Source organism: Variovorax sp. GW821-FHT09B01 (assembly GCF_059418345.1).
In genome coordinates this window covers 163,274-185,275 of record NZ_JBWKPQ010000012.1, presented here as the reverse complement: position 1 = coordinate 185,275, position 22,002 = coordinate 163,274, and the positions used below count along the sequence as shown (strand labels likewise).

Below are 22,002 nucleotides of genomic sequence, written 5' to 3'. Positions count from 1 at the left end.
GCGCAGTCTGCCGACCGCGGCGCCGGCCGGGAATCCGGCATTCGCGCAGCGAGCCTCAGGCACAGACTGAGGCCGGCGTGCTACCTTGCGGGCTCATCATGCGATTCGATCTCACCGACCTGCGGCTCTTCCTCCACGTCGTCGAGGCCGGCAGCCTGACCGCCGGCGCGCAGCGCTCGCACATGACGCTGGCCTCGGCCAGCCAGCGCGTGCGCGGCATGGAGGACGCGCTCGGCACCCCGCTGCTCACGCGCCATGCCCAGGGCGTGCGCCCCACCGAGGCCGGCCGCACCCTGCTGCACCATGCGCGCGTGGTGCTGCAGCAGATGGAACGGCTGCGCGGCGAGCTCGGCGAATACGGCCAGGGCCTCAAGGGCCATGTGCGCTTCCTCTGCGGCACCTCGGCGCTGACCGAGCACCTGCCCGAGGTGCTGGCGCGCTTCCTGGCACAGCATCCGCGGGTGTCGATCGACCTCGAGGAACGGCCCAGCCCTGACACCGTGGAGGCGCTGCGCGCCGGCCTGTGCGACATCGGCATCGTCTCCGACGCCATCGACACCGAGGGCCTCGAATGCCATCCGTTCCGGCGCGACGACCTGGTGCTGGTGATGCCGCGCGGCCATGCGCTGGCCGGGCGCCGGCGCGTGAAGCTGGCCGAGGTGGTCGACAGCGAGTTCGTCGGCCTGCCCGCCGACAGCGCGCTGCAGCAGCTCGTGACCATGCATGCGCGCGCGCTCGGGCGCCACCTGTCCTACCGCGTGCGGGTGCGCAACTTCGAGGCCGTGTGCCGCATGGTCGAGCAGGGCATCGGCGTGGGCATCCTGCCGCAGACCGCGGCCGCGCGCTGCGCGCGTTCGATGAAGATCGCGCGCGCCTCGCTGGCCGATGCCTGGGCCGAGCGCACGCTGATGGCCTGCGTGCGCAATTCGCAGGAGCTGCCGCTGAACGCGCGGCGCATGCTCGCCTACCTGCTGGAGCCGGTGGAGAAGCCTTAAGCCCCGCGCGTGACCGGCCGCCCCTGCGCTGCGCGCGCCGCCACGAAGGCCTCGAAAGCCTCGGCGCTGGTCTTGCGCGGGCGGTAGCCGAAGCGCTCCTTCAGCGCGGTGTTCGACAGCACCGGCCGGTAGCGCAGGAAGTCGAGCTGCTCGGGCCCGTAGCGGCTCACGCCGAGCGTCGAGCCCACCGCCAGCGCCGTCTTCAGCACGCCCGCGGGAAAGTCGATGGTGCGCTTGCCCAGCCGCGCGGCGATCTCGTGGATCGGCAGCGCCCCATCGCCCGCGAGGTTGTAGCAGCCGGCCGGCGCGCCGCCCTCGAGCGCATGGGCGATGGCGCCGGTCACGTCCTCGTCCCAGACGAAGACGAAGGGACTCGCGCTGCCGCGGATCGCGATCAGCCGCCGCTTCTCGAACAGCGCCGTGATCTGGTTGTCGACCCGCTCGCCGAGGATGGTGCCGATGCGCAGCACCGTCTGCGCCAGCGAGGGATGGCGCGCGCGCCAGTCGGCCAGCAGCTCCTCGACCTGGCGCTTGTGGTCGGCATAGGCGAACACGGCATTGCCGCGCAGCGGCTGGCGCTCGTCGATCCAGGCCGGGTTGTCGGCGTGGTAGCCGTAGGCCGCGCCGCTCGACGACACCACGATGTGCGCGACCCGGTACATGGTGCAGGCCTTGAGCACGTTGCGCGTGCCGCCCACGTCGACCGAATGCTCGAACTCGCGGTTCGAGTCCCTGCCCGGCGTGACGATCGAGGCCAGGTGCACCACGGTGTCGATGGCATGGTCGGCGAAGGCCTTGCCGATGCCGGCCTCGCGCACGTCCTGCGCCAGGTAGGCCACGCCCGGCAGCCGGCGCGCGGGCGGCACCTCGCGCACGTCGAGCGCCACCAGGCCCTCGAGCTGCCCATGGCCGAGCCGCGGCGCGAGCGCGGCCAGCACGCCGCGGCCCAGGAAGCCGTCGGCCCCGGTCACCAGCACGCGGCGCGCGGCGGCGGTCATGGCACGGCGGGCCGGCGGCCCCACCAGCTCGCGAGCGCGAGGCCCGCGATGATGTCCCAGAAGCCCCAGACCCCGGCCACCACCGCCATGCCGCCGAGCCCGCCGAAGAAGCTGAAGATCAGCACCAGCCCGAGCCCCGCGTTGCGGATGCCGACCTCGATCGCCACCGCGCGCCGGTCGTAGTCGGCCAGCCCCGACAGCCGCGCGCAGAGGTAGCCGGTGCCGAAGGCCAGCGCGTCGTGCAGCACCACGGCCAGCAGCACCAGCCCCACGTAGTCGAGGAAGTAGCGCCAGTTGCCCGCGATCGCGCCGACGATGAAGGCGATCAGCGCGAGGAAGCTCAGGATCCGCGCCGGCTTCTTGATGCGCGCCGTGAGCCCCGGCAGCCGATGCGCACAGGCCACGCCGAGCACGAAGGGAATGCCGATGATCATCACGATGTGGCCCAGCATGTCGAGCGGATCGAGCGCGATGGTCTGGAGCAGCGGCGCGGCGGTCGGATGCAGCCCGCCCCAGAAGGCGAAGTTCAGCGGCATCAGCACGATCGACAGCGCGTTCGAGATCGCGGTCATCGACACCGACAGCGCCACGTTGCCGCCCGCGCGGTGCGTGAGGATCTGCGAGATGTTGCCCGGGGGGCAGCAGGCCACCAGGATCATGCCGAGCGCGATGCTCGGGGCGGGCTTCAGGACCAGCGTGAGCGCGAAGGTCACGGCCGGCAACACGACGAACTGCGCGCCGATGCCCACCGCCATCGCGCCGGGCATGCGCGCCACGCGCTTGAAGTCCTCGATGCGTGTGTCGAGCGCGATGCCGAACATCAGGAAGCCCAGCACCACGTTGAGCAGCACCAGCGAGGCCGGATTGAAGTGCAGGCGGATCTCGTCGACGGGCAGCATGGGGCGCGTGTCCTTTTTTCGTCGGCTCAGGAAGGATCGGCCAGCGCCGCCGAGGCGGCGCGCACCGCGGCGCGGTAGGTGTCCTTGTGCACGTAGTAGGCCATGCGCTCGAGCTGCAGGTACTTGTAGCCGCCCGACAGGTCGGGCGGCGGTCCCTTGGCGGCCGCGCGCAGCGCCGCGGCCTTGGGCGAGCCCGCCGCCTGCGCGCGCAGATAGCGCGCCACCAGCTCGGCCTGCTCGTAGCGCCCCTGCCAGCCGATGCCGCTGGCCTCGATCATGCCGAGCACCGCGAGGTTCTCGAAGCGCGGCGAGAAGATGTTGAGGTGCAGCCGCGGCGCCATGCCCTGCCAGTCGAGCAGCGCGCGGTCGATGAACGGGTAGTGCAGCGCATAGCCGGTGGCGGTGAGGATCAGGTCGTAGTCGTGCGTGCCGCCGTCCTTGAAGTAGACGGTGTGGCCGGCCAGCCGCTCGACGTCGGCGCGCACCGCGATGTCGCCATGGCCGATGTGGTGCAGGATCAGCGAATTGACGATCGGGTGCGACTCGTACATGCGGTAGTCGGGCTTCGGAAAGCCGAAGCGCGTGGGGTCGCCGGTGAACCACTGCAGCACCATGGCGTCCAGCCGCTGCTTGAGCCATGGCGGCAGCGGCTTGCTGCCGCCGAGCGTGTCGGCCGGCTTGCCGAACACGTACTTGGGCACGAAGTAGTAGCCGCGCCGCACCGAGATGTCCACGCACTTCGCGTAGTGCACCGCGTCGACCGCGATGTCGCAGCCCGAGTTGCCCGCGCCCACGATCAGCACCCGCTTGCCCTTGAAGATCTCGGCATGCTTGTAGTCGCTGGTGTGCAGCAGCTCGCCCTCGAAGTGGCCGTCGAAGCGCGGATGCTTGGGCTCGGACAGCGTGCCGTTGGCGATCACCACGCCCTTGAATTCGAAGGTCTCCACGCCCTCCTCGCCATCGCCGTCGGCCGGGCCCACGCTGACCTGCCAGGTGGTGTCGGGCGCGTCCGAGGTCGGCTCCACGCGCAGCACGCGCGTGCCGAAGCGGTAGTGCTCGCGCAGCCCGAAACGCGTGGCGAAGTCGCTGAAGTAGCGGCGCAGCTCGCGGTGGCTCGGATAGTCCGCCACCGTGTCGGGCATCGGGAATTCGCTGAACTCGGTGGTCCTCTTGCTCGAGATCAGGTGCGCCGAGTGGTAGACCGTGGAGCGCGGGTTCGCGATGTCCCACAGCCCGCCCACGTCGCTGTGCGCCTCGAAACCCTGGAAGGGAATGCCGTGCTTCTGCAGGTTGCGGGCACCGGCGAGGCCCGAGGGGCCGGCGCCGATCAGCGCGATCTGTTCGTGGGTGGGCACTGTCACTGTCACGTTGGCGGCGAGCCTTCCTTCGGCGAGGGCGGTGATGAAAAGGGTGGCAGCCCGGGGATCGGCGTGGCGCCGGCCTCGCCCGCGCGCGGCTTGCGCGGCTGGCCGCGCAAGAGCCGGTCGTGCAGTGCCTCGGGCAGGCAAGCCAGCGCCTTCGAGAGCCAGCCGATGCGCCGCGGCAGCACGATGCGCTCGCGGCCCGCGGCCACCGCCGCGAGCGTGCGGCGCGCGGCCTCCTCGGGCTCGAGCAGCCCCGGCATCGCGAAGCGGTTGCCGGCGGTCAGCGCGGTGCGGATGTAGCCCGGGCTCACCGTGTGCACCCCGACGCCACTGCCGCGCAGCTCGGCGCGCAGGCTCTCGAGGTAGCGGATCAGTCCGGCCTTGCTCGCGCAGTAGGCGCCGTTACCCGGCATGCCGCGCCAGCCCGCGATGCTGGCCATGCCGACCAGCGCGCCGCGCGCTTCGCCGCGCATCGGGGCCACGAAGGGCTGGAAGGTGGTGGCGGCGCCCAGCAGGTTGATCTCGAGCATGCGGCGCAGCACCGCGAGGTCCTCGGCCTGCGCGGTGTCGAAGCCGCCGGCCACGCCCGCGTTGGCGATCACCAGGTCGGGCGTGCCGGCCCGGGCCATCCAGTCGGCGGCCATGGCCTGCATCGCCGCCGTGTCGGCCACGTCGGGCGTGTAGACCGCGCAGCGATCGGGCGCCAGCGCCTCGAGCGCGCGCAGCCGTTCGCGGTCGAGCCCCACCAGCGCCACCTGCGTGCCGTCGGCGATCAGCCCGCGCGCCAAGGCCTGGCCCAGGCCGCCACAGGCGCCCGTCAGCACGGCATTGCGAAAGCGAGGGGGCATCGGGGAAGCGCGGCTCGAAAAAAGATGCGCCCCAATGTAGCGGCGCGTTTTGCCGCGCCGCCCCGGCGTTTTCCCTTGCACGCCGGGCCGCAGGGCCCGGCGCCGCTCAGGCCTCGGCCGGAAACTCGATCTGGATCTTCACGTCCGTCGCCCGCCCCGCCGCGGCCTCCTCGAAGGCGCGGATGCCGTCCTCGAACGCGAAGGTGCGCGAGATGAAGGGCCTGACGTCGACCTGGCCCGAGGCGATCAGCGCGAGCGCGCGCGGGAAGATGTTGGCGTAGCGGAACACCGACTCGATGCGCAGTTCCTTCGCCTGGATCGCGACGATGTCGAAGGCCACCGGCGCCGGCGGAATGCCCACCAGCACCACGCAGCCGCCGGGGCAGGCGAGCTCGAAGATGCCTTCGAAGGCGCGCACGCTGCCGCTGGCCTCGAACACCGCGTTGGCGCCCCAGCCGTCGGTCAGCTCGCGCACCGCGTCGGCCAGCTTGCGCTCGCGGATGTCCACCGTGCTCACGGCCGGGTTGCCGGCGAACAGCGCGAGCTTCTCGGGCACCAGGTCGGCCAGGATCACGCGCGCCGCGCCGCCCGCGAGCGCGGCCAGCACGGTCATCGCGCCGATGGTGCCGGCGCCCACCACCACCGCCACGTCGCCGGGCTTGAGCGCGGCCTTCTTCGCGGCCTGCAGGCCGATCGCCAGCGGCTCGACGATCGCGCCCTCGGCGAAGCTCACGTTGTCGGGCAGGCGGAAGGTGAAGGCCGCGGGATGCACCACGTAGGGCGTGAGGCAGCCGTGGATCGGCGGCGTGGCCCAGAAGCGCACGGCCGGGTCGAGGTTGTAGATGCCCTCGCGCACGGCGCGCGAGTCGAGCTGCGGAATGCCGGGCTCCATGCAGACCCGGTCGCCGGGCCGCAGGTGCGTGACCTCGCAGCCGACCTCGGCCACCGTGCCCGAGGCCTCGTGGCCGAGGATCATCGGCGCGTCGACCACGTAGGGCCCGATGCCGCCGTGCTGGTAGTAGTGGACGTCGCTGCCGCAGACGCCGACGGTGTGCATGCGGATCTTCACGTCGCGCGGGCCGACCGGTTGCGGCGGCAGCGCGATCTCGCGCAGCGCGAGTTCGTGGGCTTTCTCGAGGACAAGGGCTTTCATGGAAGGTTCTTGCAAAGGGTCGATGAGGTATTCAGTGCAGCGCAGCCACCGCGTCGCGCCGCAGCGAGGCGCCGGTGTGGGCGTCGAACAGGTGGAGCTGGGCCGCGTCGATGCCGAAGCGCACGCGCTCGCCGAGCCGCGGCGCCTGCGCCGAATGCACCAGCGCGGCGATCTCGCTGCCGGGTTCGTCGCCGATGCTCACGAGCACCTCGTTGCCGAGGTACTCCACCAGCTGCACCTCGCCCACGAAGGCGCCCGCGTCGTCGGGCCGCGCGAGCAGGTGGGCGGGCCGGATGCCGAGCGTGACGCGCTCGCGCCCCTCGAGCGCGAAGCGGCGCGCATCCACGCGCACCGTGCCGCCGTGCCCGCGCAGCACGGCGCCGCCGTCGCCGTGCGCCACCGTCATCTCGAGCAGGTTCATCGGCGGCGTGCCGATGAAGCCGGCCACGAAGGCCGAGCGCGGGTTCTCGTAGATCTCGCGCGGCGAGCCCACCTGCTCGATGCGGCCGTCGCGCAGCAGCACGATGCGGTCGGCCAGGGTCATGGCCTCGTGCTGGTCGTGCGTGACGTAGACCGTGGTGGTGCGCAGCGTCTGGTGCAGCCGCGCGATCTCCACGCGCATGTGGTTGCGCAGCTTGGCGTCGAGGTTCGACAGCGGCTCGTCGAACAGGAACACCTTGGGCGTCTTGATCATGGCGCGCGCGATCGCCACGCGCTGCTGCTGGCCGCCCGAAAGCTCGGTCGGCCGGCGCTCGAGGTAGCGCTCCAGGCCCAGCGTGTCCGACACCTCCTTCACGCGGCGCGCGATCTCGCTCTTCGGCACCTTCAGGCGCTTGAGCCCGAAGGCGATGTTGTCGCGCACGCTCATGTGCGGATAGAGCGCGTAGTTCTGGAACACCATCGCGATGCCGCGCTCCTGCGGCGGCAGGTCGTTGACGCGCGTGCCGCCGATCAGCAGCTCGCCGCCGCTGATGTCCTCCAGGCCCGCGAGCATGCGCAGGATGGTCGACTTGCCGCAGCCCGAGGGGCCGAGGAAGACGACGAACTCGTTGTCGGAGACGTCGAGGTCGAACTGGTGCACCACCTGGGTGTCGCCGTAGCGCTTGATGATCTGGTGGCAGCTGATCGCGGACATGTCGTTCGTTCTTTCTTCGGGAAGGGGGCGTGCGGCCTTCATGCCGCGTCGCGCTTGCGCTTGAACGCCGCGTTGAGGAAGCCGCTGAGCACGCCGATCATCAAGAGCGGCGGCAGCGACAGCAGGATCACGGACGCATTCAGGATGCCCCAGGGCACGTCGCGCCCGAGCTGGCTCAGCTCCGAGGCCACGATGGGCAGCGTCTTGGCGTCCGAGGTGGTCAGCATCAGCGCGATCAGGAACTCGTTCCACACCAGCACGAAGCCGAAGGCGATGGCACCGACCAGCGAGCGCGCGGCGATCGGCAGCGCCACCTTGAAGAAGATCGCGTAGGGACCGTAGCCGTCGACGCGGCCGGCCTCCTCCACCTCCCGGGGCACCGCCTTGAAGGCCGGGATCGCGAGCCAGATCACGGTCGACAGCGTGAGCAGCGTGTAGGTCACGATCAGCGCGATGCGCGTGTCGTAGAGCTCGAGCTGCAGCCAGATCACCATCAGCGGGATCGCCACCGCCACCGGCGGCAGAAAGCGCATCGACAGCACGAAGAACTGGATGTCGTCGGCGCGCCGCACCGGGTAGCGCGCCAGCGCATAGGCCGCGGGCAGGCCCAGCAGCGCGCCGATCAGCACCGCCGAGCCCACCACCACGAGCGAGTTGACGAGCCCCTGCGCCACCGCCTCGCGGCCCAGCACGTAGGCGTAGTTCTCGAGCGTGGGCGTGAAGAGGAACTTCGGCGTCGCCGAGACGATGTCGACCCGGTTCTTGAACGAGTTGAGGAAGGTCCAGAGCACCGGCACCAGCGCCGAGAGCGCGGCGGCGGCGAGCACCAGCCGCGCCACCAGGGTGCCGAGGCCAAGACGTCGGCGCGCGGCCGGGCGGAGGGCGGGCGCATCGCCGACGCGCAGCACGGGCGCGGCGGAAGTCGTGGCGGGGGTCATGCGGGCCGGGTCCATTTCCAGAGGTAGGTGAAGGCCACGGTCGAGGCCACCATCATCAGCACGGCCATGCTCGAGGCGTAGGAGATGCGGCCCGACTCGATGAAGCCCTGCGAGAAGGCGTACATGTCGAGGGTCTCGGTCGAGATGCCGGGGCCGCCGCGCGTCATCACGTAGATCAGGTCGAAGGCGCGCAGCGACTCGATCATCTTCACGAAGCTCAGGCTGATCAGCGGCGCGCGCAGCATCGGCAGCGCGACGAAGGCGTACACCTCCCAGGGCTTCGCATGGTCCATGCGCGCCGCCTCGAAGGGTTGCGGCGGCAGGGTCTCGAGCAGCTTGAGCACGATCACCGCGAAGAACAGGCCCCACTGCCAGACGTCGACGAAGGCCACCGTGAGCAGCGCCGTGAGCGGCTGCGCGAGCAGGTCCAGCGGCTCGCCGGTGATCGCCTTGTAGGGCCAGGTCAAGAGGCCGAACAGCGGATGGAAGGCGAACTTCCAGACGAAGGCGGCCGACACGCGCGGCAGCAGCACCGGCACGATGAACAGCATGCACAGCAGGTTGCGCCAGCGCGGCGTGGCGCTCTGGAACAGCAGCACGCCGAGCAGCACCGCGAGCCCCATGGTGGCGCTCACGGTCAGCAGCTCCCAGGTCAGCGAGACGCCGACCGAGTTGAGGAAGCGCCGGTCCGAGAACAGCTGCAGGTAGTTGGAGAACCACACCCAGCCGATGTCGGACTGGCCGAGCTCGCGGTCCTGCAGCGACACGGCGATGGCGAACACGGTGGGCACCAGCGCCAGCACCGCGAGCACGAGCAGGCCGGGGCCGATGAAGACGAGCGGCAGTCGGGTCTTGTGAAGGGTCATCGCGGGACTCGCAAGGAACGCGGGGCCGGGCGGCTCACTTGCGGCGCCGCGCGATCAGCTGCTTGGCATAGCCGTCGAGCTCGTCGAGGCCGGCCTGGATGTCGGTGCGCGAGCCGGTGATCAGCTCCTCGAGGATGATCCCCCAGCGGTCGCCGAGGTCGGGCCAGGCCGGGTCCTGCCAGAAGTTGACCGCGGTGAGCTTGCCGGTGTCGGCCAGCGCCTTGCCGAGGTCGGCGCCATAGCGCTTGGAGAACTCGGGACTGCCCAGCACGCTGGTGCGGTTCAGTTCGCCGAACTGGCCCTCGGCGAGGCGGCGCTGCTCGTTCTTCTTCGAGGTGGCCCAGGCGACGAAGAGGCCGGCGCACTTCTTCGCCTCCTCGCTCTTGTTGGCCTTGGCGCCGATCGCCAGGCCGTGGCCGTAGCCGCCGCCGGTCAGCGGCGCGGGCGGCGTCGCATAGGCGATCTTGCCGATCACGGTCGACATCTTGGGATCGAGCGCGTTGCCCGCGAGCGGGGTCGACTCGACCAGCATCGCGACCTTGCCCGCGAGGAAGGCGCCGGTGGCCTCGTCCCAGCCACCGGTCTTGGTGCCGGGCGCCGAGTACTTGAAGAGCTCGAGGTAGGTCTGCGTGGCCTTGAGTGCTGCGGGCGAGTCGAACACCGGCTTGTCGCCGTCGAACCACTGGCCGCCATAGCCGCGGAAGTACGGCATCCAGCGCCACACGTTGGCGCCCGAGCCGCGCTGGCCGCGCAGCGCCACGCCGTAGACGCCGTTGGCCGGGTCGTTGAGCTTCTTCGCGGCGGCCACGAACTCCTCGAGCGTGGCCGGCGGCTTGATGCCGGCCTTCTCGAGCAGGTCCTTGCGGTAGACCATCAGGTCGCCGCCGCCGGTCAGCGGCGCGAACCAGGCCTCGCCCGCGTAGGTGGCGACCTTCTGGCGGCCGGGATCGAAGTCGGCGTAGTCGTAGTCGGCCGGGTAGTACTTCGCGAGCGGCACGATCCACTTCGACTGCGCGAACAGCGGCACGTTGGCCTCGTCCACGTAGTAGACGTGGTACTTGCCCACGGTCGAGGCATCGGCGCGCGTCTTGGTGCGGCGGTCGTTCTCGTTGAGGTTGTCGATGCTGAACGAGGCGCCGGCCAGGGTCTTGAACTCGTCCTTGTACTTTTCGAGCAGGGTCAGGCCGTCACGCGGCTGCGCCAGCACCCGCACGTCCTCCTTGCACGACGCGGCCTGCGCGAGCGCTCCACCGGCGGCACCGGCCGCCAGCAGCGCCACGAGCAGCGTGCGGACCCGGACGCGCCTCCCTGCGGATTCTTTGAACATCGCTTGTCTCCGTTGAACTTGTTGCGGATCGCCGGCCGAAGCCGGGGAACAAGCCCGCCGTGCCGGGCGCCCTTTTGGGGGGGCGGCGCGACTGCGACGGGACGGGGTGAAGCGTATGCAGCGGCTCAGCGGTGCCGCGTACCCCCCAACCGGGGTACTGGTACTTTCATGACCAGGCCGACTGGGGTTTTACCGGGGTCGTGGGCGGGTAGTGAACGGTGCGCAGCCCGAAGCGTTCCTGCGCCTGCTGGCGGTAGGCGCTGGGCGTCATGCCCTTGTGCTGCAGGAAGCGGCGGTTGAAGTTGGCGATGTTGAAGAAGCCGACCTCGTAGCAGATGTCGCTCACGAGGCGGTCCGAGGTCTGCAGCATCTGGCAGGCCTTGGCGATGCGCAGCCGGGTCACGAACTCGGTGAAGGTGCTGCCCATCTGGCGGTGGAAGTAGCGCGAGAAGCTGCTCTCGGCCATGTTCGCGATGGCGCTGACCGAGGCCAGCGAGATCTCCTCGGCCAGATGCTCGTCGAGGTGGTCGAGCACGCGGCGCATGCGCGTGCTGGTGGCCGGATCGCCGTCGGAGGGCTCGTCCTCGCTCGAGATCAGGCGCCAGTCCTCCCAGCGCGCGAGCTCGTGCAGCAGGCCGATGAACTCCGCCAGCCGCGCCATGCCCTCGTGCGCCTGCACGCGCTGGAAGCGCTCGCGCGCCAGTTCGCCGATGCCGAAGAACTCGATGCCTCGGCGCGCGCGGTCGAGCATCGGCAGCACCGCGTCGATCTCGGGGAACAGCGCCGAGCCCTTGCGCAGCGGCTCCTCGCGGAAGTGGATCACCATGCTGCGGTCGGCGATGCCGTCGGCCGGCACGTCGTCGGAGATCCAGGTGTGCGGCAGCCGCGCCCCCACCAGCGCCACGTAGCCGGGCTCGAAGCGGCCGATGTGGTTGCCCACGAAGGCCTGGCCGGTGGTGCGGTTGATGATCTGCAGCTCGTACTCGTCGTGGTAGTGCCAGCAGTCGAAGGGCCAGGGCACGCCGTGCTGCAGGCAGCGCACGGTGCCGCCGCCCGCGGGCTCGAAGCCCAGGCGCGGGTCGCGCAGCAGTTCGTGTTCGAGTTCGGGTTTGCGGGCGGCGCGCTGTGTTCTGCTCATTGTTGTCTCCCCGGGGATCGGCAAGGCGAACCCCGGTGCCGCCGCCGCGGCGCCCGTGCCGCGTGGGCTCAGGCGCCAGCGACCTTCATGCGGTTGACCAGCAGCGAGCCCGTCGTCTTGGCGCCGAAAGTGTAAGCATCGGCCCCGATGGCTTCAATCCCCATCAGCATGTCCTTGAGGTTGCCGGCGATGGTGATCTCCTCCACCGGGAACGCGATGCGGCCCTTCTCGACCCAGAAGCCGCTGGCGCCGCGCGAGTAGTCGCCGGTCACGTAGTTCACGCCCTGCCCCATCAGCTCGATGACGAACAGGCCGGTGCCCAGCTTCTGCAGCATCGCGTCGAGGTCGTCGCCGGCCTGCGTGAGGCGCGAGCTCAGCACCAGGTTGTGCGAGCCGCCGGCATTGCCGGTGGTCTTCATGCCGAGCTTGCGCGCCGAGTAGGTCGAGAGGAAGTAGCCCTCGAGCCGGCCCGCGTCGACCACCTTGCGCGCCCGCGTGACCACGCCCTCGTCGTCGAACGGCGAGCTGCCCTTGCCGCGCAGCACGTGCGGGTCTTCGCTCACGTCGACGTGCGAAGGCAGCACCGGCTTGCCGAGCGAGTCGAGCAGGAAGGTGCTCTTGCGGTAGAGCGCGCCGCCGCTGGTGGCCTGCACCAGCCCGCCGAGCAGGCCCGCGGCCAGCGGCGACTCGAACAGCACCGGGCATTCCACCGTCTTGATCTTGCGCGACTTCAGGCGGCTCAGCGCGCGCTCGGCGGCATAGCGGCCCACGGCCTGCGGGCTCGCGAGCTCGTCGGCCGAGCGCATCGAGCTGTACCAGGCGTCGCGCTGCATGTTGTCGCCCTTGCCGGCGATCGGCGCCACCGAGATCGAATGGCGCGAACTCGCGTAGCCGCCGCGGAAACCGTGGGTGTGGGCGCTGAAGAAGTGGCTCTGCTGGGCCGAGACGCCGGCACCTTCGCTGTTGGTGATGCGCCTGTCGGTCGACAGCGCGGCCGCCTCGCATTCGAGCGCCAGCTTGGCGGCCTGCTCGCTCGTGACCTCCCAGGGGTGGAACAGGTCGAGGTCGGGATGCTCCTTGGCGATGTCGGCCTCGTCGGGCAGGCCGCTGACCGGGTCCTCGGCCGTGAAGCGCGCGATGTCGTAGGCCGCCTGCACGGTCTGCGCGATGGCCGCCTCGGAGAAGTCGGAGGTGCTGGCATTGCCGCGCCGGTGGCCGACGTAGACGGTGACGCCCAGCGACTTGTCGCGGTTGCGCTCGACGTTCTCGAGTTCGCCCTTGCGCACCGAGACGCTGAGGCCGCAGCCCTCGGAAGCTTCGGCCCCCGCGTTGGTGGCCCCCAGCTTCTTGGCGTGGGCCAGGGCCGAATCGACCAGGTTTTCGAAGAAGGAGCGGCTGTAGGCGAAGCCGGAGTCGGCGCGCGAGGAAGAGGTCGTCATGTGGGTGGCTATGATACTTGCGCCCCCCGTTTCCCGTTTGGCACCGTTTTCCCCTCGGTCCCGCCGCGTTGCACCGCTGCGCGGCGCGGCACAGAATCCATCCCCATGTCCCGCAAACCCAAAAAAGGCTACTTCGTCCGCGGCCAGTTCGTCGCCGAAGGCAGCGAACTCGACCTGGAGCTCAAGCGCGAGCTCAAGGGCACCGACGACGCCAGCCGCACCGACCTCAAGCGCGAGAGCGCCGAACTGCAGAAGCTCGGCGAAGAGCTCATGACCCTGCGCGCCGCGCTGTTCGACGCGCTGCCGCTCGGCGAGAAGCTGGTCGAGGCGATCCACGAGGCCAAGCGCATCACCAATTTCGAGGGCAAGCGCCGCCAGATGCAGTTCATCGGCAAGCTGATGCGCAAGCTCGACGAGCCCACCATCGAGGCGATCCGCGCCGCGCTGGCCGAGCAGTCCAGTGGCCCGGCCGCCGAGACCGCGCTGCTGCACGAGGCCGAACGCTGGCGCGACCGCCTGATCGCCGACGACGATGCGCTCGGCGGCTGGATCGAGACCCACCCGGCCACCGATGCCCAGCAGCTGCGCGCCCTCGTGCGCCAGGCGCGCAAGGACATCAAGGCCGGCCCGGCCGGCGAGGCGCCGCGCCAGGGCAAGGCCTACCGCGAGGTGTTCCAGCTCGTGCGCGAGCAGCTCGCGGTGCATGGCGGCGACGACCATGCGGCGGCCGCGGCGGAACAGGGCCGGGAGGAAGATGCATGAGCGGCTTCGACCCGGTACGCATCGGCATCGTCTCGATCAGCGACCGCGCCTCGAGCGGCGCCTATGAAGACAAGGGCCTGCCCGCGCTGCAGGACTGGCTGCGCCGCGCGCTCAAGAATCCGATCGACTTCGAGCCCCGGCTGATCCCCGACGAAGCACCCGGCATCAGCGCCGCGCTGATCGAGCTGGTCGACGCCGGCTGCTCGCTGGTGCTGACCACCGGCGGCACCGGCCCCGCGCTGCGCGACGTGACGCCCGAGGCCACGCTGGCGGTCGCCCACAAGGAGATGCCGGGCTTCGGCGAGCAGATGCGCCAGATCAGCCTGCGCTTCGTGCCGACCGCGATCCTCTCGCGCCAGGTCGCGGTGATCCGCGACAAGAGCCTGATCATCAACCTGCCGGGCCAGCCCAAGTCGATCGCGGAAACGCTCGAAGGCCTGAAGGACGCCGAGGGCACGCAGCTCGTGCCCGGCATCTTCGCGGCCGTGCCCTACTGCATCGACCTGATCGGCGGGCCCTACCTCGAGACCGACGACACGGTCTGCAAGGCCTTCCGTCCGAAGTCGGCGATCCGGCCCGCGCGCTGACGCTTCAGGGCTGGGCCGCCACGCCCCTGGCCTCGACCTCCTTGAGGCAGGCCTGCACCGCGGCATTCGACGCCTGCTCGTAGCAGCGCGAGGCGGCCGCGCGCAGCTGCTTCTGCTGCTCGCGGCGCTGCTGCGCGTTGTCGATCTGCCAGGTCATGAGCCATTGCATGGCCAGCGCCAGCACGATGCCGAAGCCGATGGCGGCGCCGACCACCGTCGAGCGCCAGGTCCTCGTGGGGGGCGCGGAGGTCGCGGGCGCCGATGCCGCGTCGAAGGCCATCGGCGCATGCGAGGGTGCGTCGCCCTTGCGGCGCCGCGGCTCGCGGGCGGCGGCGGCCTCGATGGCGGGCGAATAAGACTGGCGGTGGCTGCGGCTCATCGGTCCTGTGTGCTGTGATTCGCGGCGGATTGTGCGCCATCCGCGAGTCACGAACCGCTCAGGCGCCGAAGCCGTGCGTCTCCCCCGCCTGCTCGCAAGGCACGCGCTCGGCCTGCACGGTCGAATGGTGGATGTCGAAGCGCTCGGCCAGCAGCGCGCGCAGCCGCTGCACCAGCGGCGCGAGGTCGTCGACCTCGGGCGCGCTCACCACGTGCACGCTGAGGCTCACCTTGCCGCTGGACAGCGCCCACACGTGCAGGTCGTGCAGGCTGGCCACGCCCTCGCTCGCGAGCAGCGCGCGCTCGACCTCGGGCAGGTCGACCTCGTCGGGCACGCCCTCGAGCAGCACGTTGAGGCTCTCGCGCAGCAGGCGCCAGGTGCGCGGCAGCACCCACAGGCCGATGGCCACCGCGATCAGCGAATCGACCCAGGCCCAGCCGGTGTAGCGGATCACCAGGGCGCCGACGATCACGCCCACCGAGCCCAGCATGTCGGCCCAGACCTCGAGGTAGGCGCCCTTGACGTTGAGGCTCTTGTCCTTGCCGCCGGCCAGCAGGCGCATGCCGATCAGGTTGACGACCAGCCCGCCCGCGGCCACCAGCAGCATCATGGTCGACTGGATCTCGGCCGGCGCCGCGATGCGCCGCCAGGCCTCGTACAGCACGTAGATCGCCACCAGGAACAGCAGCACCGCGTTGAGCACCGCCGCGAGGATCTCGAAGCGGTGGTAGCCGAAGGTGCGGCGCCGGTCGGCCGGCCGCTGGCCGATGCGGATGGCGGCCAGCGAGATCGCCAGCGCCACCGTGTCGGTGAACATGTGGGCGGCATCGGACAGCAGCGCGAGGCTGCCCGAGACCAGCCCGCCGACCACCTCCGCCACGAGGTAGGTCGAGGTCAGCAGCAGCGCCCAGCGCAGTGCCTTCTCGTTCGCGCCGGCGCCGTGCGAATGCTCATGGGCCATGGGATGCGGCTCGCGGTTCGGGGTCGATCGGCGCGCCCTGCTGCCGTTCGCGGGCCTCCTCCTCGGTCTCTTCCTCGTCGCGCCGGTGCGCGATGCGGTAGAGCAGCGGAAGCACCAGCAGCGTGAGCGCGGTCGAGGACAGGATACCGCCGATCACCACCGTGGCCAACGGCCGCTGCACCTCGGCGCCGGTGCCGGTGGCGATGGCCATCGGCACGAAGCCCAGCGAGGCGACCAACGCGGTCATCAGCACCGGCCGCAGCCGGGTCAGCGCGCCCTCGCGGATCGCGGCATCGAGCGGCAGGCCGCCCTCGCGCAGGTTGCGGATGAACGACAGCATCACCAGCCCGTTGAGCACCGCCACGCCCGACAGCGCGATGAAGCCCACCGCGGCCGAGATCGACAGCGGGATGTCGCGCAGCCACAGCGCCACGATGCCGCCGGTGAGCGCGAACGGGATGCCGGTGAAGACCAGCAGGCCGTCCTTGAGGTTGCCGAACATCGCGAACAGCAGCACGAACACCAGCAGCAGCGACACCGGCACCACGATCTGCAGCCGCTGGGTCGCCGACTCGAGGTTCTCATACTGGCCGCCCCAGTCGGTCCAGTAGCCCACGGGAATGCGCACCGACTGCATCGCCTGCTCCGCCTCGGCCACGAAGGAGCCGAGGTCGCGCCCGCGCACGTTGGCGCTGACCACGATGCGGCGCTTGCCGTCCTCGCGGCTGATCTGGTTGGGACCGGGCGCGACCGACAGCGTGGCGACCTCGCCGAGCGGGATGAAGCTCAGACGCTGGCCCTCGGGCGCGGCGCCGGTGGAGCCCTGCACCGTGCTGCCGGCGATGCCCGCGGGCGCCGCCGTGCCGCGCGGCAGCGCGATCGGCAGCCGCTGGATCGCCTCCAGGTCGGTGCGCAGGTTCTCGGGCAGGCGCACCACGATGCCGAAGCGCCGGTCGCCGTCGAACAGGATGCCCGCTTCGCGGCCGCCGACCGCGGTCGAGACCGCGTCCTGCACGTCGCCCACGTTGAGGCCGTAGCGCGCGGTCTTGCCGCGGTCGATCTCCACCGTGAGCATCGGCAGGCCCGTGGTCTGCTCGACCTTGACCTCGGCCGCGCCGCCGATGCCGTTGAGCACGCCGGCCACCTGCGCGGCGGTCTTCTCGAGCACCGCCATGTCGTCGCCGAAGATCTTCACCGCCACGTCGCTGCGCACGCCCGAGATCAGCTCGTTGAAGCGCAGCTGGATCGGTTGCGAGAACTCGTAGTTGTTGCCCGGCAGCTTCTCGACCTCCTCCTGCACCGCCACCAGCAGCTCGGCGCGGCTGCGCCGGGGCGTGGGCCATTCGCTCTCGGGCTTGAGCATGATGTAGCCGTCGGAGATGTTCGGCGGCATCGGGTCGGATGCGATCTCGGCCGTGCCGGTGCGCGCGAACACGCGCTCGATCTCGGGAAACTTGGTCTTCAGCGTGCGCTCGAGCTGCTGCTGCATCTCGACCGACTGCGTGAGGCTGGTGCCCGGGATGCGCAGCGCCTGGATCGCGAAGTCGCCCTCGCTGAGGCTGGGCACGAACTCGGTGCCCAGGCGCGTGGCCAGCAGGCCCGACAGCACCACCGCCACCGAGGCCAGCGTGATCACCAGCGGCTTGGCGTTCATCACGCGTGCCAGCAGCGGCGCATAGGCGCGGCGCGCCCACGACATCAGCCGGTTCTCCTTCTCGCCGACCTTGCTGCCGATGAACAGCGCCACGGCCGCGGGGATGAAGGTGATCGACAGGATCATCGCGCCCAGGAGCGCGATCACCACGGTGAAGGCCATCGGGTGGAACAGCTTTCCCTCGACGCCGGTGAGCGCGAAGATCGGCAGGTACACGATCATGATGATGAGCTGGCCGAACAGCAGCGGCCGGCGCGCCTCCTGCGAGGCCGCGAAGACCTCGTGGAAGCGCTCGCTGCGCGTGAGCGGCCGGCCCTTGTGGGCCTGCGCATGGGCCAGGCGGCGCACGCAGTTCTCCACGATCACCACCGCGCCGTCGATGATGATGCCGAAGTCGAGCGCGCCCAGGCTCATGAGGTTGGCGCTGATGCGCTGGTTCACCATGCCGGTGAAGGTGAACAGCATCGACAGCGGGATCACCAGCGCGGTGATGATGGCCGCGCGGATGTTGCCGAGGAACAGGAACAGGATCGCGATCACCAGCACCGCGCCCTCGAGCAGGTTCTTCTTCACCGTGGCGATGGCCTTGTCGACCAGCACCGTGCGGTCGTACACCGTCACCGCCTTCACGCCCTCGGGCAGGGTGCGGTTGATCTCCTGCATCTTGCGGTCGACCGCCTGCGAGACGCTGCGGCTGTTCTCGCCGATCAGCATGAACACCGTGCCGAGCACCACCTCGCGGCCGTTGTCGGTGGCCGCGCCCGTGCGCAGCTCCTGGCCGATGCCGACCTGCGCCACGTCGGACACGCGCAGCGGCACGCCCTGCGCGTTGCCGAGGATCACGTTGCCGATGTCCTCGGCCGACTTCACCTGGCCCGGCGCGCGGATCAGGTACTGCTCGCCGCGCTTCTCGATGTAGCCCGCGCCCACGTTGGCGTTGTTGCGCTCGAGCGCGGTCACGATGTCGGTCATCGTGAGGCCGTGCGCGAGCAGCTTGGCGGGATCGGGCGCGATCTGGAACTCCTTGGCATAGCCGCCGATGGAGTTGATCTCGGTCACGCCCGGCACGTTGCGCAGCTGCGGCTTGATGATCCAGTCCTGGATCTCGCGCAGATCGGTGGACGTGTAGGGCTGGCCGTCGGGCCGCTTCGCGCCCTCCCCCGTCTCCACGGTCCAGAGGTAGATCTCGCCCAGGCCGGTGGAGATCGGCCCCACCACCGGCGAGATCCCCTCGGGCATCTTCTCGCGCGCCGACTGGATGCGCTCGTTGACGAGCTGGCGCGCGAAGTAGATGTCGGTGCCGTCCTTGAAGATCACGGTCACCTGCGACAGGCCGTAGCGCGACAGCGAGCGCGTCTGCTGCAGGCCCGGCAGGCCGGCCATCACGGTCTCGATCGGGTAGGTCACGCGCTGCTCGGTCTCGAGCGGCGAGTAGCCGGGCGCGGCGGTGTTGATCTGCACCTGCACGTTGGTGATGTCGGGCACCGCGTCGATGGGCAGCTTCTGGTAGCTGAACACGCCGAGCGCGGCCATGCCCAGCACCGCGAGCAGCACCAGCCAGCGCTGCTCGATGGCGAATCGGATCACACGTTCGAACATCGTGCGTCCTCAGTGGGTGTGGGTCGCAGAGGCCTTGCCCTGCTGCGACTTCACGACGAAGCTGCCCGCGGCGGCATAGGCCTGGCCCGGCTTCAGCCCGCCGGTGATCTCGATGCGCTGTCCGTCGCTGCGCCCGGTCTGCACCGCCTGCGGCAGGAAGCCGCCCGGCACGCGCAGGAACACGGTGGGCTTGTCCTCCACGCTCTGCACCGCCTCGGCCGACACCGTGACCGGCGCCTGCAGTTCCGAGGCCACCAGCTCGACATTGACGAACAGCCCCGGGCGCCACACGCGCTGCGGGTTGGTCAGCGTCACGCGCGCGGTCGCGGTGCGCGTCTGCGCGCCGAGCAGCGCGCCCACGTACGACACCTTACCCTGCGCCACCTGGTCGAAGGCGGTGGAACGGATGCGGACCGTCTCGCCGGTGCGCACCAGCGGCAGGTGCTGCGCCGGCACGCTGATCTCGGCCCAGACGGTGGACAGGTCGGACACGGTGAAGACGTTGGCGTCCTCCTTGACCGATTCGCCGAGCGAGATGTGCTTCTCGACCACCAGCCCGTCGAAGGGCGCGCGCAGCTCGTAGCGGCCCAGCGAGCCGCCGCCCGAGCCCGGCACGGCGCCGAGCGCCAGCAGCTTCTGGTTCGCGTTGGCGACCGCGATCTGCGCCTCCTGCATCAGCTGCTGCGCCTGCAGGTAGTCCTGCTGCGGCGAGATCTTCTCCTCCCACAGCTTCTTCTCGCGCTCGTAGGTGCTGCGCGCCAGCTCGAGCCGGCGCTGCGCCGACTGCAGCTCGCTGCGCTGCTCCGACAGCGCCGGGCTCGAGATCACCGCCAGCACCTGGCCGCGCTTGACCTCCTGCCCGAGGTTGGCGGGCACGCTGTCGACCACGCCCGGCACGCGCGGCACCACGTGCGCCGTGCGGTCCTCGTTGAAGCGGATCTCGCCCGGCAGCTGCAGCGCGGTGCGGATGTTCGCGGGGCCGGTGGTCTCGATCGCCACGCCGGCGGCCTTGATCTGGGCCTCGGTGAAGGCGATCCTGCGGTCCTCGCCCTCGTGCCCGCCGGCGGCGGCCTTGGTCTCGGCCTTGGCGTCGCCCTTCGCTTCGCCCTTTGCTTCGCCCTTGGCCTCCTCCTTGGCCCCGTGCCCGTGGCCGTCATCGCCGGCCTCGGCCTTCTTCTCGCCCTTGCCCTCCTCCTCGTGGTGCTCGCCATCGGCATGGCCCTTCGCCTCCTCGTGGTCATGGCCATGGCCGGCGGCCTCCTTGCCGCTCTCGTGGTGCTCCTCGTCGGCATGCGCGGCCGACTCGGCGTGGCCGCCGGCGGGCTTCGACGGTCCTCCGGTGCGCAGGATCAGCGCGCCGACGGCCAGCCCCACGGCCAGCACGACGGCGATTGCGATCCATTGCTTGCGGCCCACGGCGGGCGAGGCGTTCTTGCGTTCTTGTTCGATGCTCATGGGAAACCTCAGCGGGTGACAGCGGAATGGGGGGTGGCGGCGGGAATGGCGGCCATGGGGGCCGGGGTGGCGAGGTCGTCGGACAGGCCCTCGGTGCCGAGCAGCCGGTCGAGTTCGCCCGCGGCGCGGTGCGCCTCGGCCAGCGCCAGCAGGTACTGCGCGCGCACCTGGAACAGCGTGCGCTGCGCATCGAGCGCCTCGAGGAAGCTGAACTTGCCGAGCTCGAAGCCCTTGGTGGCCGCGCGCCAGGCCTCGGCCGCGCCGGGCAGCGCGTCGCGCTGCAGGGTCTCGGCGGTGGCACGCGCCGAACGCAGCCGTTCGCTCGCCTGGGCCAGGTCGGCGCCCAGCTGCAGTTCGGCCGCGGCGAGCTCGTCGCGCGCCTTCTCCTCGCGGCTCAGGGCCTCGGCGAGGTTGCCGCGGTTGGTGTCGAAGATCGGCAGCGGCACCGACAGGCCCAGCACCACCTGGTCACGGCGCGAACTGCCGGCACCGCCCTCGCCCTCGGAGGCCGGCACGCGCTTGGCACCCAGCGACACGGTCACGTCGGGAATGCGCTTGGCGCGCTCCAGCTCGGACAGCGCGCGCCGGCGCTCGACCTCGAGCCGCGCCTGGCGCAGCGCCGGTGCCTCGGCACGGCGCAGTGCCACCTCCTGCTCGCCCAGGGGCTGCGGCAGGCGGTCGACCGCGCCGTCGACCTGCGTGAAGCGCGGCGCCGGATTGCCCCACAGCGCCGCGAGCTGCTGGCGCGCCGTGCGCAGGGTGCCCTCGGCCTGCATCAGCTCGACGCGGATGCCGGCCTCGGCCACGCGCGAGCGGGTTTCTTCCAGCGGCGAGACCTTGCCGGCCGCCACGCGGTTGGCCGCGGCGCGCGTGGCCGCCTGCGCGAGGCCTACCGAGTCCTGCGCCAGCCGCAGCCGTTCCTGTGCCGAGAGCACCTCGAAGAACAGCGTGATCGCGGTCGCACGCAGCTCGGCGCGCTTGGCCGCGAGCGCGGATTCGGCCTGGTCGCGCGCGCGTTCGGCCGCGCTCACGCGCGCCGCGCGCTTGCCGCCGAGCTCGATCGGCTGGCTCAGCTGGACCGTGGTGGTGCGGTTGTCGCGCCGCGTGTCCTCGAGCGTCACGTCGAGCGTCGGATTGGGCCAGGCGCCGGCCTGCACCAGCGCGCCATCGGTGGCCTCGCGCTCGCGCCGGGCCGCGAACAGGCCCGGGTTGGCCTGGAACGCCAGCGCGAGCGCGCTGCGCAGGGTCAGCGGGCCCGCGGGCTCGAAGCCGGCGGATGCCTGCGATGAGGCAGCAGAAGTGGAAGTGCCGGTCGCGGCCTGCTGCGTGGGCAGCGAAGGCTGGGCGAAGACCGGGGGTACCGCCAAGGCCAACACGGCCAGCGGCACGAAGAGCGTGCGCATCGGATTCTCCTGGGTTGCGAAACAACGAACGGGAAAATCCGGCGAGAGCTCAGTGCATGAACCGTGTCAGTGCGAAAAGGGAATGAAGGCGTGCTCTCGCCG

19 protein-coding genes are annotated in these 22,002 nt (G+C 70.7%); 3 read left to right on the top strand and 16 right to left on the bottom strand.

The annotated features are described in order from the left end of the window. Positions 1-98: 98 nt before the first annotated feature. Entirely contained in the window at positions 99-995 is an 897-nt protein-coding gene (locus tag AC07RV_RS28430; RefSeq protein ID WP_093339439.1) for a LysR family transcriptional regulator, read from the top strand. Here AC07RV_RS28430 and AC07RV_RS28425 read toward each other — a convergent pair. The 11 genes from AC07RV_RS28425 to pmbA form a co-directional block, all read right to left on the bottom strand. After that, positions 992-1,993: an NAD-dependent epimerase/dehydratase family protein gene (locus tag AC07RV_RS28425; protein WP_296775946.1), complete on the bottom strand. Its 1,002-nt coding sequence runs from the start codon at positions 1,991-1,993 to the stop codon at positions 992-994. The genes AC07RV_RS28430 and AC07RV_RS28425 overlap by 4 nt on opposite strands. Further along, complete coding sequence (locus AC07RV_RS28420) at positions 1,990-2,892, bottom strand: bile acid:sodium symporter family protein (RefSeq protein WP_093339441.1); 903 nt, start codon at positions 2,890-2,892, stop codon at positions 1,990-1,992. Before AC07RV_RS28420 ends, AC07RV_RS28425 begins: the two co-directional genes overlap by 4 nt. 26 nt (positions 2,893-2,918) lie before the next feature. Continuing rightward, positions 2,919-4,247, bottom strand: a complete 1,329-nt coding sequence (locus AC07RV_RS28415; RefSeq protein ID WP_296775951.1) for a flavin-containing monooxygenase — start codon at positions 4,245-4,247, stop codon at positions 2,919-2,921. Between the two features lie 8 nt (positions 4,248-4,255). Continuing rightward, a complete protein-coding gene (locus AC07RV_RS28410; protein WP_296775955.1) occupies positions 4,256-5,104 on the bottom strand; it encodes an SDR family oxidoreductase in 849 nt (282 codons plus the stop codon). Between the two features lie 106 nt (positions 5,105-5,210). Beyond that, the gene (locus tag AC07RV_RS28405) at positions 5,211-6,257 is read right to left on the bottom strand and encodes an NAD(P)-dependent alcohol dehydrogenase (RefSeq protein ID WP_296775958.1); all 1,047 of its coding nucleotides are present in this window, start codon (positions 6,255-6,257) and stop codon (positions 5,211-5,213) included. 31 nt (positions 6,258-6,288) lie between these two features. Beyond that, the gene (locus AC07RV_RS28400; protein WP_296775962.1) at positions 6,289-7,392 is read right to left on the bottom strand and encodes an ABC transporter ATP-binding protein; all 1,104 of its coding nucleotides are present in this window, start codon (positions 7,390-7,392) and stop codon (positions 6,289-6,291) included. Positions 7,393-7,430: 38 nt separating this feature from the next. After that, positions 7,431-8,330 carry a carbohydrate ABC transporter permease gene (locus AC07RV_RS28395; RefSeq protein WP_296775965.1) on the bottom strand — a complete coding sequence of 300 codons (900 nt, stop codon included), beginning with the start codon at positions 8,328-8,330 and terminating at the stop codon, positions 7,431-7,433. Beyond that, positions 8,327-9,196 (bottom strand): carbohydrate ABC transporter permease, encoded by an 870-nt coding sequence (locus AC07RV_RS28390; protein ID WP_093339449.1) that lies wholly within the window; start codon positions 9,194-9,196, stop codon positions 8,327-8,329. Before AC07RV_RS28390 ends, AC07RV_RS28395 begins: the two co-directional genes overlap by 4 nt. A 34-nt stretch (positions 9,197-9,230) precedes the next feature. Then, entirely contained in the window at positions 9,231-10,523 is a 1,293-nt protein-coding gene (locus AC07RV_RS28385; RefSeq protein ID WP_093339452.1) for an ABC transporter substrate-binding protein, read from the bottom strand. Positions 10,524-10,689: 166 nt separating this feature from the next. After that, the gene (locus AC07RV_RS28380) at positions 10,690-11,661 is read right to left on the bottom strand and encodes a helix-turn-helix domain-containing protein (protein ID WP_208513028.1); all 972 of its coding nucleotides are present in this window, start codon (positions 11,659-11,661) and stop codon (positions 10,690-10,692) included. Positions 11,662-11,729: 68 nt separating this feature from the next. Continuing rightward, positions 11,730-13,100 (bottom strand): metalloprotease PmbA, encoded by a 1,371-nt coding sequence (gene pmbA / locus AC07RV_RS28375; RefSeq protein ID WP_296775974.1) that lies wholly within the window; start codon positions 13,098-13,100, stop codon positions 11,730-11,732. Positions 13,101-13,205: 105 nt separating this feature from the next. Here pmbA and yjgA point away from each other — a divergent pair, with 105 nt between their 5' ends. Together yjgA and mog are read left to right on the top strand one after the other, a co-directional pair. Next, a complete protein-coding gene (yjgA, locus tag AC07RV_RS28370) occupies positions 13,206-13,862 on the top strand; it encodes a ribosome biogenesis factor YjgA (RefSeq protein WP_296775977.1) in 657 nt (218 codons plus the stop codon). Continuing rightward, entirely contained in the window at positions 13,859-14,449 is a 591-nt protein-coding gene (gene mog / locus AC07RV_RS28365) for a molybdopterin adenylyltransferase (RefSeq protein WP_296775980.1), read from the top strand. Before yjgA ends, mog begins: the two co-directional genes overlap by 4 nt. 4 nt (positions 14,450-14,453) lie before the next feature. On the opposite strand, the gene AC07RV_RS28360 is transcribed toward mog, so the two are convergent. From AC07RV_RS28360 to AC07RV_RS28340, 5 genes are read right to left on the bottom strand one after another with little or no spacing between them, the layout of a single operon-like run. Next, a complete protein-coding gene (locus AC07RV_RS28360; protein WP_296775982.1) occupies positions 14,454-14,828 on the bottom strand; it encodes a hypothetical protein in 375 nt (124 codons plus the stop codon). Positions 14,829-14,886: 58 nt separating this feature from the next. Continuing rightward, on the bottom strand, positions 14,887-15,789 hold the full coding sequence (locus tag AC07RV_RS28355) for a cation diffusion facilitator family transporter (protein ID WP_296775986.1): 903 nt from the start codon (positions 15,787-15,789) through the stop codon (positions 14,887-14,889). After that, positions 15,779-19,042 (bottom strand): CusA/CzcA family heavy metal efflux RND transporter, encoded by a 3,264-nt coding sequence (locus tag AC07RV_RS28350; RefSeq protein WP_296775989.1) that lies wholly within the window; start codon positions 19,040-19,042, stop codon positions 15,779-15,781. Before AC07RV_RS28350 ends, AC07RV_RS28355 begins: the two co-directional genes overlap by 11 nt. A gap of 9 nt (positions 19,043-19,051) precedes the next feature. Continuing rightward, positions 19,052-20,497 carry an efflux RND transporter periplasmic adaptor subunit gene (locus AC07RV_RS28345; protein ID WP_296775992.1) on the bottom strand — a complete coding sequence of 482 codons (1,446 nt, stop codon included), beginning with the start codon at positions 20,495-20,497 and terminating at the stop codon, positions 19,052-19,054. Between the two features lie 8 nt (positions 20,498-20,505). Beyond that, positions 20,506-21,900, bottom strand: a complete 1,395-nt coding sequence (locus tag AC07RV_RS28340) for a TolC family protein (protein WP_296775996.1) — start codon at positions 21,898-21,900, stop codon at positions 20,506-20,508. Between the last annotated feature and the right edge of the window lie 102 nt (positions 21,901-22,002).